At 71.6% G+C, this 13,733-nt stretch carries 10 protein-coding genes; 7 read left to right on the forward strand and 3 right to left on the reverse strand.

Annotated features, from left to right (window positions below):
- Window positions 1-62: 62 nt before the first annotated feature.
- Together ACFVS8_RS10185 and ACFVS8_RS10190 are read left to right on the forward strand one after the other, a co-directional pair.
- Window positions 63-1,640, forward strand: a complete 1,578-nt coding sequence (locus ACFVS8_RS10185) for a long-chain-fatty-acid--CoA ligase (RefSeq protein WP_387061116.1) — start codon at window positions 63-65, stop codon at window positions 1,638-1,640.
- A gap of 6 nt (window positions 1,641-1,646) precedes the next feature.
- Window positions 1,647-3,398, forward strand: a complete 1,752-nt coding sequence (locus ACFVS8_RS10190) for an alcohol dehydrogenase catalytic domain-containing protein (protein ID WP_387061119.1) — start codon at window positions 1,647-1,649, stop codon at window positions 3,396-3,398.
- A 506-nt stretch (window positions 3,399-3,904) separates the two neighbouring features.
- Here ACFVS8_RS10190 and ACFVS8_RS10195 read toward each other — a convergent pair.
- Entirely contained in the window at window positions 3,905-4,690 is a 786-nt protein-coding gene (locus ACFVS8_RS10195) for an SDR family oxidoreductase (protein ID WP_387061122.1), read from the reverse strand.
- Window positions 4,674-5,957, reverse strand: coding sequence for an acyl-CoA dehydrogenase family protein (locus ACFVS8_RS10200; RefSeq protein WP_387061125.1), 1,284 nt, complete (start codon window positions 5,955-5,957; stop codon window positions 4,674-4,676). Before ACFVS8_RS10200 ends, ACFVS8_RS10195 begins: the two co-directional genes overlap by 17 nt.
- A 239-nt stretch (window positions 5,958-6,196) precedes the next feature.
- Here ACFVS8_RS10200 and ACFVS8_RS10205 point away from each other — a divergent pair, with 239 nt between their 5' ends.
- From ACFVS8_RS10205 to ACFVS8_RS10220, 4 genes are all read left to right on the forward strand, one after another.
- On the forward strand, window positions 6,197-7,372 hold the full coding sequence (locus ACFVS8_RS10205; protein ID WP_387061127.1) for an acyl-CoA dehydrogenase family protein: 1,176 nt from the start codon (window positions 6,197-6,199) through the stop codon (window positions 7,370-7,372).
- 11 nt (window positions 7,373-7,383) lie between these two features.
- Entirely contained in the window at window positions 7,384-8,592 is a 1,209-nt protein-coding gene (locus ACFVS8_RS10210) for an acetyl-CoA C-acetyltransferase (RefSeq protein ID WP_387061130.1), read from the forward strand.
- A 79-nt stretch (window positions 8,593-8,671) separates the two neighbouring features.
- Entirely contained in the window at window positions 8,672-10,861 is a 2,190-nt protein-coding gene (locus tag ACFVS8_RS10215; protein ID WP_387061133.1) for a 3-hydroxyacyl-CoA dehydrogenase NAD-binding domain-containing protein, read from the forward strand.
- A 10-nt stretch (window positions 10,862-10,871) separates the two neighbouring features.
- Window positions 10,872-11,858, forward strand: a complete 987-nt coding sequence (locus ACFVS8_RS10220) for an NAD(P)H-dependent flavin oxidoreductase (RefSeq protein ID WP_387061136.1) — start codon at window positions 10,872-10,874, stop codon at window positions 11,856-11,858.
- 60 nt (window positions 11,859-11,918) lie between these two features.
- On the opposite strand, the gene ACFVS8_RS10225 is transcribed toward ACFVS8_RS10220, so the two are convergent.
- Complete coding sequence (locus ACFVS8_RS10225; protein ID WP_387061138.1) at window positions 11,919-12,602, reverse strand: TetR/AcrR family transcriptional regulator; 684 nt, start codon at window positions 12,600-12,602, stop codon at window positions 11,919-11,921.
- 178 nt (window positions 12,603-12,780) lie between these two features.
- Here ACFVS8_RS10225 and ACFVS8_RS10230 point away from each other — a divergent pair, with 178 nt between their 5' ends.
- Window positions 12,781-13,719 carry a lytic transglycosylase domain-containing protein gene (locus ACFVS8_RS10230; RefSeq protein WP_387061140.1) on the forward strand — a complete coding sequence of 313 codons (939 nt, stop codon included), beginning with the start codon at window positions 12,781-12,783 and terminating at the stop codon, window positions 13,717-13,719.
- The last annotated feature ends 14 nt before the right edge of the window (window positions 13,720-13,733 follow it).

A 13,733-nucleotide genomic window follows, 5' to 3' on the forward strand; every position in this document is an offset into this window, starting at 1 on the left:
TGGGCACACCTGAGCGCGGATCGAGGCCGCGCTGGTACAGCGAAGTACGAAGGGAATCCCGAATGAGCACCGAAGCCTCCGTCATCCCTCGGTCGGCCCGCCGCAACCACTGGATGAACCAGGTGGCCATCCACGCGTCGAACCAGCCCGACGCCCTCGCGTTCCGCTACCTCGGGCGCGACTGGAGCTGGTCGCAGGTGCACGACCGCGTCACGCACCTCGCCGCCGCCCTCCGTCGCCGCGGCGTCGCCGAGGGCGACCGCGTGCTGCTGCTCACCCTGAACAGCCCCGAGGTCGTCGAGACCGTCTTCGCCGTCAACACGCTCGGCGCGATCGCCGTGCCCATCAACATCCGACTCACGCCGCCCGAGATCGCCTACATCGTCGACGACGCCGATGCATCGGTCATCGTCGTCGACGCCCCGCTCGCGCCGCTCGTCGGCGTCGTCGGCCAGATCACCTCGCGCATCGAGCGCGTGATCGTGCTCGGGGAGCAGGCCGGCGACGGGCAGGAGGCACTCGAGGCCCTCATCGCCGAACCGCTCGACGGGTTCGAGGCGCCCGACGTCGCCGAAGACGCCACCGCGCTCATCATGTACACGTCGGGCACGACCGGCCGCCCGAAGGGCGCCATGCTCGACCACCTGAACCTCTACGCCCAGGCGATCACGTGCATCCGCGCCAACGGCGTCGTCGACGAGTCCGACATCTCGTTCATGACCGCGCCGCTCTTCCACATCGCCGGACTCGGGTCGATCGCGCCGAACTTCATCATCGGCATCCCCACGATCATCCATCCGCTGGGCGCCTTCGACCCGGCCGCGATCGTCGACGCCTGGGAGCGGGAGCGGGCCACCATCGTCTTCAACGTGCCGCAGCAGTGGCAGGCGATCTGCGCACTGCCCGGCATCGAGGATCGCGACCTGGCGCTCCGCATCATCAGCTGGGGCGCCGCGCCGGCATCCGACACGCTCCTCCGCCAGATGGAGGAGACCTTCCCGAACGCGCTCAACACGGCCGTCTTCGGCCAGACCGAGATGTCGCCCATCACGTGCGTGCTGCGCGGGCCCGACTCGCTGCGCAAGCTCGGGTCGGTCGGCAAGCCCATCCCGACCATCCAGTCGCGGGTGGTCGACGACGAGATGCACGACGTCGCTCCCGGCCAGGTGGGCGAGATCATCTACCGCGGCCCCACCATGATGAAGGGCTACTGGCGCAAGCCCGCCGAGACGGCCGAGGCGTTCGAGGGCGGCTGGTTCCACTCCGGCGACCTCGTGCGCCAAGACGAAGACGGCTTCGTCTGGGTCGTCGACCGCAAGAAGGACATGATCATCTCGGGCGGCGAGAACGTCTACTGCGCCGAGGTCGAGAACGTGCTCTTCTCGCACCCGCACATCATCGACGTCGCCGTGTACGGCCGGGCCGACGAGCGCTGGGGCGAGGTGCCCGTCGCCGCCGTCGTGCTGCACCCCGAGACCGAGCTGACCGTCGAGGCGCTCGCGGAGTTCCTCGGCGACAAGCTCGCGCGCTTCAAGCAGCCCAAGCACGTCGTGGTCGTCGAGGCGCTGCCGCGCAACGCCGGCGGCAAGGTCAACAAGAACGCGCTCCGCACCGCCGACCGCGAACTCACCCCGGCGTAGGCGACCATGACCGCGGCAGTGGCCGCGCTCGTCATGGAGCGCGGCGGATCCGTCACGCTCTCCGACGTGGAGCTGCGTGCGCCAGGGGCGACCGAGGTCGTCGTGCGCGTCATGGCCTCGGGCGTCTGCCCGACCGACATGTTCGGCATCGACGGCGGTGCGGGCGACCGGTTCCCTGCGGTGTTCGGCCACGAGGGCGCGGGCGTCGTCGAGGCCGTCGGGGCGGATGTCTCGGGCCTCCGCGTCGGCGATCGGGTCGCGCTCGGGTTCGCCTCGTGCGGCGCGTGCACGTCGTGCTCGGCCGGCCACCCCGCGTACTGCGAGCGCTTCGCCGAGCTGAACTACGCGGCCCGGTCGGATGCGGCGATGGCGGATGCCGCGCTGCCCGGCGGGACGGCGCCCGATGCCACGCTGCCCGGCGGGTCGGCGCCCGAAGCCACGCTGCCGGGCGCCCCCGTGACGACCGGCTGGATGGGCCAGTCCTCCTGGTCGACGCGCGTCGTCGTCGACCAGCGCAGCGCCGTGCTGCTCGGCGACGACGTGCCGTTCGCGGTGGCCGCGACGCTCGGCTGCGGCGTGCTCACGGGCGCCGGAGCCGTGCTCAACGTGCTGCGGCCCGGCCAGGACGACGCGCTGCTCGTGCTCGGCGCCGGCACCACGGGCCTCGCGGGTGTCATGGCCGCCCGTCACCGGGGCGTGCGCCGCATCGTCGTGAGCGACCCGGTCGCCGCCCGGCGGGAGCTCGCGCTCGAGCTCGGTGCGACCGAGGCGCACCATCCTGACGTGCTCGCCGTGGCGCTGAAGCGCCGGCCCGTGACCCACGCGCTCGACACGGTCGGCACGCAGGGCACGATCGATGCCGCGCTCGGCTGCCTCGCGGCCCGCGGGGTCTGCGCGACCGTGGCGCTGAAGGCCGGTGCGAACCAGGTTTCGGTCTCGCAGTCGCGGCTGCTCTGGGGGCGCACGCTCACAGGCGTCATCGAGGGCGATGCCGATGTCACCCGCGACCTCCGCGTGCTGGTGGCCATGTGGCGGGCCGGACGCCTGCCGGTCGAGCACCTCATCACGCGCTACGACTTCGCCGACGTCGACACCGCCGTCGCCGATGCCCGTGCTGGTCGCGCCATCAAGCCCGTGCTGCACATGGGCGGGGCGGATGCCGCGCCTGCGCGCCCCGACGGCGGCATCGCGGCCGTCAGTGCTGACGCCGGTGCGGGCGAAGCCCCTCCCCGCCCCACCGCGGAGCCGGCCCCGCGACGCTCCCCGTGCGACCTGCTCGTGCGCCTCGCCGCCGGACACGTGCCGGAGGCCGACCTGCCGTCGCTCTGGCGATCGCTGCCGGGCGTCGAACCCGGCGACCTGCGCGGACTCTGGCGGGGAACGGGCCTCAGCACGGGGCATCCGGCCCATCGCCTGCTCTCGAAGCACCGCTGGTTCGGCAAGCTCTTCCGCTCCGACGACGACGTCGCGCCCATCGTGTGCGAGGTCGACGGCGGCGGACTCGTCGTCGACGCGGCGCTCGCCCGCGGCGGTGCGAGCCTGCTGCGGGTCGTGCACGAGGGTGTCGAGACCGCGGCGATGTCGTACGACGGCCAGCCCATCGTCGACTGCTTCGTGCGGCTCGCCCACGACGCCGTGCTCGGCGTCATGACCGGGCGCGGCACGGTGCACGAGGGCCGCTCGTACTTCTTCCTGCTCGAACGGTCCGGCGACGCCGACCTCGACGCGATCGGCACGGCGCCCGCGGCGCAGGGCTGACGCTCGACCGGCCGCTCGGGTCGTCGTCGTACCCGGAGGCTCGATCTTCGATCTTCGACCTCGACGTCGGGGCGTGGGATCCGGCTTCTGACTCGGCGCTGCGGTGTCGCTCGACATCCGAATTCGAAATGCCAGTTCCGCCTCATCGATGAGGCGGAACTGGCATTTGCGAGGGCGAGCAGTGGTGTCGATCGCCCGGGGAGTCTTCGGGCCCAGCTACTCAGTCCCGCGCTCGTCAGCGTGGAAGAACCCATCCCGTGAATCCGCTTCCGCCGCCGTCGGCATCCACTGATCCGGGGTCGAGATCGTGTTCGTCACCGTCGCGGTGCTCGTTCGACGGTTCGATGTCCCGCGGCGCCTGACTTCGCGGCGGCAGGACGTTCCGTCTCCTGATGAATCAAGTGACCGGCCGGAGTAGCGCCAGGAGGTGATTCATCGTCGCTCAGCCTGTGGGCTGATGCCGATCCACGCCTTCCTGCAGAGCTCGAACGGGCGAGCTCGCCGCCTCAGGCGCCGCGGAGCCCGCCGCCTGCGCGGTGCACCGCGAGCACCGGTACGGCGGCGTTGCGCGAGAGACGCGTCAGCGAGGCCGCGAGCTCGGCGATGTCTTCGGCCCGGATCATGTCGGCCGGGTCGAGCACGTCGTGCTTCCAGCTCGCCATGTCGGTGTCGACGTAGCCCGGGCAGATCGCCGTGGCGCTCACGCCCGTCGCGGCCTCCTCGACGCAGATCGACTCGCAGAGCGAGACGACCGCGGCCTTCGTCGCGCTGTACGCGGCGAGGTTCGGCTCGGCCATGAGGCCGGCGAGCGAGGCCAGGGCGATGACGCGGGTGCCGTGAGGGTTCTCAAGCGCGGTGGTGCGCAGCAGGGGCAGTGCGGCCGCGACGGTCGCGAACGTGCCGCGCACGTTGAGCGCGTAGTGCTTGTCGACCCGGCGCAGCGGGGTTCGGTCGATGGGGCTGCCGAAGCCCATGCCGGCGTTCAGCACGAGCGCGTCGAGGCGCCCCCACTGCTCGGCGTGCCGCGCGACGAGGGCCTCGATCGCGACCTCGTCGGAGGCGTCCGCCTCGACCGTGATCACCCGTGCGCCGTCGGCTTCGAGTGATTCGGATGCCGCGGCGAGCGACTCGGGGGAGCGCGCCGCGATCGTGAGCGCGAACCCCTCGGCAGCGAGCCGCCTGGCGATCGCGAGGCCGATGCCCTTCGAGCCGCCGGTGATGAGTGCGGCGCGGGCGCGCGCGGTCCCGGACGCGGGCGCAGTGGCGGGCGAGGGGTCACTGGGCGAGGTCATGGCGAAGTCCCTTCCGGTGCTGGCGCACCGCGCGCTTGGCGATCGACCAGCGGTGCGTCTCGCTTGAGCCGTCGTAGATGCGGAACGGGCGCACCTCGCGCCAGTACCGCGAGAGCAGGAGCTCGTCGGAGACGCCCTGGCCGCCCGAGAGCTGCACGCTGCGGTCGACGATGCGGCCGACGGCCTCGGCGACGAACGTCTTCGCGACCGACGAGGCCGAGCCGGGGTCGGGCGCGCCGGCGTCGATGCCGGTCGGCGTGCCGGCCTCCGCAGCGTCGAGCACGCGGGCCGTCTCGCGGATGAGCGCGCGCGACGCGGCGAGGTCGATCTCGTTGTCGGCGAGGTGCTGCTGCGCGAGCCCGAGGTCGCCGATCGCGGAGCCGAACGCGCGGCGCTCGGCGACGTGCGCGAGCGCGAGGTCGTGGGCGCGCCCGGCGAGGCCGAGCCAGCGCATGCAGTGCGTGAGGCGGGCCGGGGCGAGGCGCACCTGCGCGGCCTCGAAGCCGTGGTCGACCTCGCCGAGCACGGCGTCGTCGGGCACGAGGCATCCGTCGAAGCGTACGAGGCTGTGGCCCGCGTAGAGGCCGGCGTCGAGGGTGTGCACGTCGCGCACGATCTCGATGCCGGGGCTCGCGCCGTCGACGAGGAACATCGTCGCACCGCCCGCGTCGCCCGGTTCGCCCGAGGTGCGCGCGAGCACGATCACGAGGCCCGCCTCTCGTGCGCCCGTGATGAACCACTTGTCGCCCGTGATGCGCCAGCCGCCGTCGACCCGCTCCGCGCGGGTCGTGAGCGCGCGCGGGTCGCTGCCCGCGCCGGGCGGCGGCTCGGTCATCGCGAAGGCCGAATGGATGTCTCCCGTCGCGAGCGGACGGAGCCACCGTTCGCGCTGCTCAGCGGAGGCCGCCTCGAGCAGGAGGTGCATGTTGCCCTCGTCGGGGGCGGCGATGTTGAGCGCGACGGCCCCGAACAGGGAGTACCCGGCGGCCTCGAAGACCGACGCCCGCCCGAGGTGGGTGAGGCCGTGGCCGCCCCAGGCGATCGGCAGGTGCGGGGCCAGCAGGCCCGCGTCGCGAGCGGCGTCCTGCAGGGCGAGGCGGAGCGCGCGCTCGCCGTCGTCGACGCGCCCGCCCGCGAGATCGTGCGCTGCGAGATCGGGCCGGTGCAGCACCCCGAGGTGCGCCTCCTCGATCGGGATGACGACCTCGCGCACGAAGTCGCGCACGCGGCCGACGAGTTCGGGGGTCGTGGTGGCGTCGTCGCCCATGCGCATCCTCGCGTCGTTCGGGTCGGACGCCGCGCCGCGGCATCCGCTCTGCTGGGTGATCGTCGAACGGATTCTTCATCGGGATTCGAAAACCGATCGCTTCGATTCTCCGAGTCCGCAGGGCGGCTGGCAAGAGGATGCCGAACATTTTCTAATCTGATGTAGAAAATGTGGACGAGCCGACCTAGACTCGTCGCAAGCCGGGGCACGCCCCCGATGGATCAAGGGAGATCGAGCACATGTCCCAGACATCACTCGCGACGGTGGACCGCGTCCGCACCGTCTACGAGGAGGAGCACGAGGCGTTCCGCGAACTCGTGCGCGACTTCGTCGAGCGCCATGCGCGGCCGAACGCCGACCGGTGGGACGCGGAGGGCAAGGTCGACCGCGAGCTCTTCGTCAAGGCCGCCGAGGCCGGCATCCTCGGCTTCACCGTGCCCGAGGAGTTCGGCGGCGGCGGCACCGACGACTTCCGCTTCAACGCCGTCATGGGCGAGGAGCTCGCCCGCAATCCGGTCTCGAACGGAATGGCCGGCATCGCGCTCTCGAACGACATCGTGATCCCGTACTTCCTCGAGCTCACGAACGACGAGCAGAAGCAGCGCTGGCTGCCCGGCATCGCCGCGGGCGAGCTCATCACCGCGGTCGCGATGACCGAGCCGGGCACGGGCAGCGACCTCGCCGGCATCCGCACGACCGCGGTGCGCGACGGCGACCACTACGTCGTGAACGGCTCGAAGATCTTCATCTCGAACGGGCAGAACGCCGACCTCGTCGTCACCGCGGTGCGCACGAGCGACGACCGCCACAAGGGCCTCAGCCTCATCGTCGTGCCGACCGACCTGCCGGGCTTCAGCCGCGGCCGCAACCTCGAGAAGATCGGCCTGCACGCGCAGGACACCTCCGAGCTCGTGTTCGAGAACGTGCGCGTGCCCGCCGAGAACCTGCTCGGCGCCGAGGGCCAGGGCTTCCTCGGCCTCATGCGCAACCTCCCGCAGGAGCGCCTCTCGATCGCGGCCGCCGCGGTCGCCGCGAGCGAGGGCGTCATCGACCGCACCATGACCTACGTCAAGGAGCGTCAGGCGTTCGGCAAGCCGGTCGCCTCGTTCCAGAACACCCGCTTCGAGCTCGCCGAGATGTTCACGGCGACGCAGGTGAGCCGCGCCTACATCGACCAGTGCATCGTGCGCCACACCGCGGGCGAGCTGAGCGCAGAGGATGCCGCGGCCGCCAAGTTCTGGACCACCGAGCAGCACGTGCAGATCGTGAACCGCTGCCTGCAGCTGCACGGCGGCTACGGCTACATGCGCGAGTACCGCATCGCGCGCGACTACGAGGACGCGCGCATCACGACCATCTACGGCGGCACGACCGAGATCATGAAGGAGATCGTCGGTCGGAGCCTGGGACTCTGAGGAAGGCCGGAATGACCGAGGCATACATCTACGACGCCGTGCGCACCCCGCGCGGCAGGAACCGCGGCGGATCGCTGCACGGCACCAAGCCGGTCGACCTCGTCGTCGGGCTGATCGACGCGCTCACGGAGCGCAACCCGACGCTCGACCCGGCCGCGATCGACGACATCGTGCTCGGCGTCGTCTCGCCGGTCGGCGAGCAGGGCGGCGACATCGCCCGCACGGCCGCGCTCGTCGCGGGCCTGCCCGAAACGGTCGCGGGCGTGCAGCTCAACCGCTTCTGCGCGTCGGGCCTCGAGGCCGTGAACACCGCGGCGCAGAAGGTCGCGTCGGGGTTCGAAGACCTGGTGCTCGCGGGCGGCGTCGAGTCGATGTCGCGCGTGCCCATCGGCTCCGACGGCGGCGCGTACGTGCAGGACCCGACCACGAACTACGACCTGTACTTCGTGCCGCAGGGCATCGGCGCCGACCTCATCGCGACGCTCGAGGGGTTCACCCGAGCGGATGTCGACGCGTACGCGGCCGAGTCGCAGCGTCGGGCCGACCAGGCGTGGAGCAACGGCTGGTTCGACCGGTCGATCGTGCCGGTGCGCGACCAGAACGGCGTCACGCTGCTCGCGACCGACGAGCACCGCCGCGCCGGTACGACCACCGCGACGCTCGCCGAACTGCCGGCCGCGTTCGCCCGACCAGGAGAGGCCGCCGGCTTCGACGCCGTCGCGCTGCAGAAGTACCACGCGGTCGAGCGCGTCGACCACGTGCACACGGCCGGCAACTCGTCGGGCATCGTCGACGGTGCCGCCCTCATGGTCATCGGGTCGAAGGAGATCGGCGAGCGCTACGGCCTCACCCCGCGCGCCCGCATCGTCGCGACGGCCGTCACCGGTTCCGAGCCGACGATCATGCTCACCGGCCCCACCCCGGCCACGCAGAAGGTGCTCGCCAAGGCGGGCCTCACCGTCGACGACATCGACCTCTTCGAGCTCAACGAGGCCTTCGCCGCCGTCGTCATGCGGTGGATGGGCGACCTCGACATCCCGCACGACAAGGTCAACGTCAACGGCGGCGCGATCGCACTCGGCCACCCGCTCGGGGCGACGGGCGCCATGATCCTCGGAACGCTGCTCGACGAGCTCGAGCGCCGCGACCTCAAGCGCGGACTCGCGACGCTCTGCGTCGGGGCCGGCATGGGCATCGCGACCGTCATCGAGCGCGTCTGAGCGCGCCGACCGACCGATCCGCCATCCAGATCCTCCCGACCCGCCCGACTCGAACTCCGCACGAACAGGAGCACACGACATGAGCAGCACCATCGAAGCGGTCCTCGCGACCGACACCTACGCGTGGCAGCGCGACGCCGACGGCATCGTCACGATCACCATCGACGACCCCGCCGCGAGCGTGAACACCATGAACGCGCACTTCACGAGCGCGTTGCGCGCCACCGTCGACCGGCTCGAGGCCGAGCGCGACGACCTCACGGGCGTCATCCTCGCCTCCGCGAAGCGCAGCTGGTTCGCCGGCGGCGACCTCAACCTGCTGCGCGCGGCCGACCCGTCGCGCGCGGCAGAGGAGACGGCGCACATCGACGCCGTGAAGCACGACCTGCGACGCCTCGAACTGCTCGGCAAGCCGGTCGTCGCCGCCCTCAACGGCACGGCGCTCGGCGGCGGCCTCGAGGTCGCGCTCGCCGCGCACCACCGTGTCGCGGCCGACGTGAAGGGCGCCCAGTTCGGCGTGCCGGAGGTCACCCTCGGCCTGCTGCCGGGCGGTGGCGGCATCACCCGGCTCGTGCGCATGCTCGGCCTGCAGCGCGCGCTCAGCGAGGTCATCCTGCCGGGCACGAAGTTCTCGGCCCGGGACGCACTCGCGATCGGCATCGTCGACGAGGTCGTCGCATCCACCGACGAGCTCGTGCCCGCGGCGAGGGCCTGGATCGCGGCGAACCCGGCACCGATGAAGCCGTGGGACGAGCAGGGCTTCAAGCTCCCAGGCGGCGCGCCGACCTCACCAGGCGTCGCGTCGATGCTGCCCGCGATGCCCGCCCTCCTGCGCAAGCAGCTCAAGGGCGCCCCGCTGCCCGCGCCGCGTGCGGCGATGGCCGCGGCCGTCGAAGGCGCGTACGTCGACTTCGACACCGCCTCGAAGGTCGAGACACGCTACCTCGTGTCCCTCACGCACACCCAGGTCGCGAAGAACATGATCAAGGCGTTCTTCTTCGACCTCCAGCACATCAACTCGGGCGGCAGCCGCCCGGTGGGTTTCCCGAAGTACACGGCCCGCAAGGTCGGCGTGATCGGCGCCGGCATGATGGGTGCGGCCATCGCGTACGTGTCGGCCAAGGCCGGCATCGAGGTCGTGCTGAAGGATGTCTCTACCGCCGCGGCCGAACAAGGCAAGGACTACTCGCGCAGCCTCGAGGAGCGCGCACTCGCGCGGGGCAAGACGACCCCCGAGCGGAGCGCCGAGCTGCTGGCCCGCATCACCCCGACGGGCGACCCGGCCGACTTCGCGGGCGTCGACTTCGTGATCGAGGCCGTGTTCGAGTCGGTGCCCGTGAAGCAGGGCGTGTTCCACGAGATCCAGCACGTCGTCGAGCCCGACGCCGTGCTCGGCTCGAACACGTCGACGCTGCCGATCACGCTCCTCGCCGAGGGCGTCGAGCGCACCCCCGACTTCATCGGCATCCACTTCTTCTCGCCCGTCGACAAGATGCCGCTGGTCGAGATCGTGCGCGGCGAGCGCACGAGCGACGAGGTGCTCGCGAAGACCTTCGACTTCGTGCAGCAGATCCGCAAGACGCCGATCGTCGTGAACGACGCCCGCGGGTTCTTCACGTCGCGCGTCATCGGCGAGTTCATCGCCGAGGCGGTCGCCGCCGTCGGCGAGGGAGTCGAGCCCGCGTCGATCGAGCAGGCCGCGCTCCAGGCGGGCTATCCGGCCGGCGCGCTGCAGCTGCTCGACGAGCTGACCCTGTCGCTCACGCAGAAGATCCGCCGGGAGACTCGGGCGGCCGTCGAGGCCGAGGGCGGCGGCTGGACGGAGCATCCGTCGCACGCGGTGGTCGACTGGATGGTCGACGAGCAGGGCCGCACGGGCCGAAAGGGCGGTCGCGGGTTCTACGACTACGACGAGAACGGCAAGCGGATCGGCCTCTGGCCGGGGCTCCGCGAACGGTTCGGGTCGGGCCGCACCGAACTGCCGCTCATCGACCTGCAGGAACGCATGCTCTTCGCCGAGTCGATCGACACCATCAGGTGCCTCGACGCGGGCGTGCTGACGAGCGTCGCCGACGCGAACATCGGGTCGATCTACGGCATCGGGTTCCCGGCCTGGACGGGCGGTGTGCTGCAGTACGTCAACCAGTACGAGGGCGGCCTGCAGGGCTTCGTCGACCGTGCCCGCGAACTCGCGGCGACCTACGGCGACCGGTTCCTGCCGCCGGCGTCGCTCGTCGCGCGGGCCGAGACCGGCGAGATCTACGAGTAAGGGGCGGCACATGCTCAGCACGCGTTTCACCGAGGCCGTCGGCATCGAGCACCCCGTGGTGCAGGGCGGCATGATGTGGGTCGGCCGCGCCGAACTCGCCGCGGCCGTCTCCGAGGCCGGCGGGCTCGGCATCATCACGGCGCTCACGCAGCCCACCCCCGCCGACCTCGTGAAGGAGATCGAGCGTGCCCGCACGCTCACCGACAAGCCGGTCGGCGTGAACCTCACGATCCTGCCGTCGATCAACCCGCCGCCCTACGACGAGTACCGTCGGGCGATCATCGACTCGGGCGTGACGATCGTCGAGACCGCGGGTTCGAACCCAGAGCCGCACGTCGAGGCGTTCGCGCCGCACGGCATCAAGGTCATCCACAAGTGCACGAGCGTGCGCCACGCCCTGAAGGCCGAGCGCATCGGGGTCACCGCCGTCTCGATCGACGGATTCGAGTGCGCGGGCCACCCGGGCGAAGACGACGTGCCCGGCCTGGTGCTCATCCCAGCGGCGGCCGACGCACTCACGATCCCGTTCATCGCCTCGGGCGGCATCGCCGACGGTCGAGGCCTCGCCGCCGCGCTCATGCTCGGCGCCGACGGCGTCAACATGGGGTCGCGGTTCATGTGCACGGTCGAGTCGCCGATCTCGCAGGTCGTGAAGGAGCGGATCGTCGAGGCGACCGAGCTCGACACGAACCTCATCTTCCGGAGCCTGCGCAACACGGCCCGCGTCGCGAAAAACGCCGTCAGCGACGAGGTCGTCGAGATCCTCGCCAATGGCGGAGAGTTCCCCGACGTGCAGCCGCTCGTGGCGGGTGCACGGGGCCGCAAGGTGTTCGAGGACGGCGACCTCGACGCGGGCATCTGGACCGTCGGGCTCGTGCAGGGCCTCATCCGCGACATCCCGACCGCAGGCGACGTCGTTCGGCGCACCGTCGCCGATGCCGAGGAGGTGCTGCGCAGCCGGATGGCGCTCTTCGCCCCGCAGGCCGTCGGCGCGTAGCCGTACCGAGGCGGGCGCGGACCCCGGTGTCCGCGCCGTCCTTCGGCGTGCGACCGGCCGTCAGCGCCCGGCGGGCGTCATGCCGTAGCGCACCATGTCCTGCGTCGACGAGACGAGGTCTTCGAGGGTGCGGTGCCGCGGGTTCCACCACTCCGCAGCCCAGTTCATGGCCCCGAGCAGCAGCAGCCGCGAGATCGAGATGTCGAGGTCGGGGCGCAGCTGCCCGGCGTCCATCGCGGCGGCGAACAGGTCGCGCCAGAGCTTGGCGTAGGCGGCCTCCTCGGCGGCGGCCTTCGCACGGAGCCCCTCCGGCACCTGGTTCGCGTTGCGGATCGACGCGGTCGTGTAGTCGGAGATGAGCAGTTCGTAGCGCAGGTGCGCCTCGACGGCCGTGAGGATGCGGTCGAGCGGCGACGTCTCGGCGGGCAGGGCTGCGAGCTCGTCGACGACGTGCGCGTGCACCCGCGCCGCACCGACCCACATGACCTCCTCGATGAGCTCGTCGCGCGACCCGAAGTGGTAGTAGATCGTGGGCGCCTGCAGGTTGGCGTGCGTCGCGACGTCGACGAGGCGGGTGCCCGCGTAGCCTTTGCGGCTCAGCACATGCGCGGCCGCGTCGAGGATGCGCTCCCGGGTGCGGGCCGACTTGCTCGTCGACGTTCCCGCTGCCGCGGCCGTGCCGGCCGTCGCGGCCGTTCCCGCCGTCGTCGGGGCGTTCGGCGCTGCGCCGTCGTCGATCTCCATGGTTTCGAATTCTAGTTAGATTCCGCTTCCCGATGGGGAGGACTTCCGACTCGCCGGTGCGGTGGGCGCGATGCGCGCGTAGGGTGAACGGACGGGCCGACGACGCCGGGCTCCCGCAGCCGGCGCGCACGGCCGGGCGGGCAGCCCTGAACCACCGCCCGCGGGGAGCGATCGACCGATGACCTGGGACGACGATTTCGACGCCGACGAGCTCGGCGGGCGTCGCCACGCCGACGGGCGTGCCGCGGGCACGCGGGTGCACGGCTGGCGGCTGGTCGGTCGCATCGGCGCCTACGCGGGCACCGTGCTCGGCGTCGTCGCGCTCGTGGTCGGCACGGTCGTCGCGGTCAACGTCATCGGGCAGGCCGCCAATCCCGGAGGGTTCGCGGCACCCTCGGCAGACGGCCCCCACGTGGCGCTGCCGCCCGTCGCCGCACCGCCCGACGGCACGGCATCCGACGAGCCGATCGACGACGGTTCGGTCGACGAGGGCGACCAGGGCGACGGTGAGGTCGCCGACGATCCGACCGACCTGTCGAGCTTCACGCCCGCGTCGATGCCGATGGTCGACGACGCGTGGCTCGTCGACGTCGCCGCCGCGACCGGCATCCCCGAGCGCGCGCTCTTCGCGTACGCGCTCGCGCACGTCATCGCGTCGGCCGAGCAGCCCGACTGCGGCGTCGACTGGGCCACGATCGCGGCCATCGGCTCGATCGAGTCGGGCCACGGCAGCCACGGCGACACGACGCTCGACGAGTCGGGCCACGCGCAACCGCCGATCATCGGTCGCGCGCTCGACGGCAACGGGGTCGCGAAGATCGGCGACACCGACGGGGGAGCCCTCGACGGCGACACCACCTGGGATCGAGCCGTCGGACCGATGCAGTTCATCCCGTCGACCTGGGCGAAGTGGGGCGCAGACGGCGACGGCGACGGCTCAGCCGACCCGAATCAGATCGACGACGCGGCACTGGCCACGGCGAACTACCTCTGCGCATCGGGTCCGATGACGAGCGCCGAGGGCTGGCGTGCGGCCGTGTACTCGTACAACCACGACAACGACTACGTCGACAAGGTCGCGAAGGCCGCCCAGAAGTACGCCGACGCTGCCGTGTAGAGCGAGCGGATGCC

Source organism: Agromyces sp. NPDC058110 (assembly GCF_042884735.1).
Lineage (GTDB): Bacteria > Actinomycetota > Actinomycetes > Actinomycetales > Microbacteriaceae > Agromyces.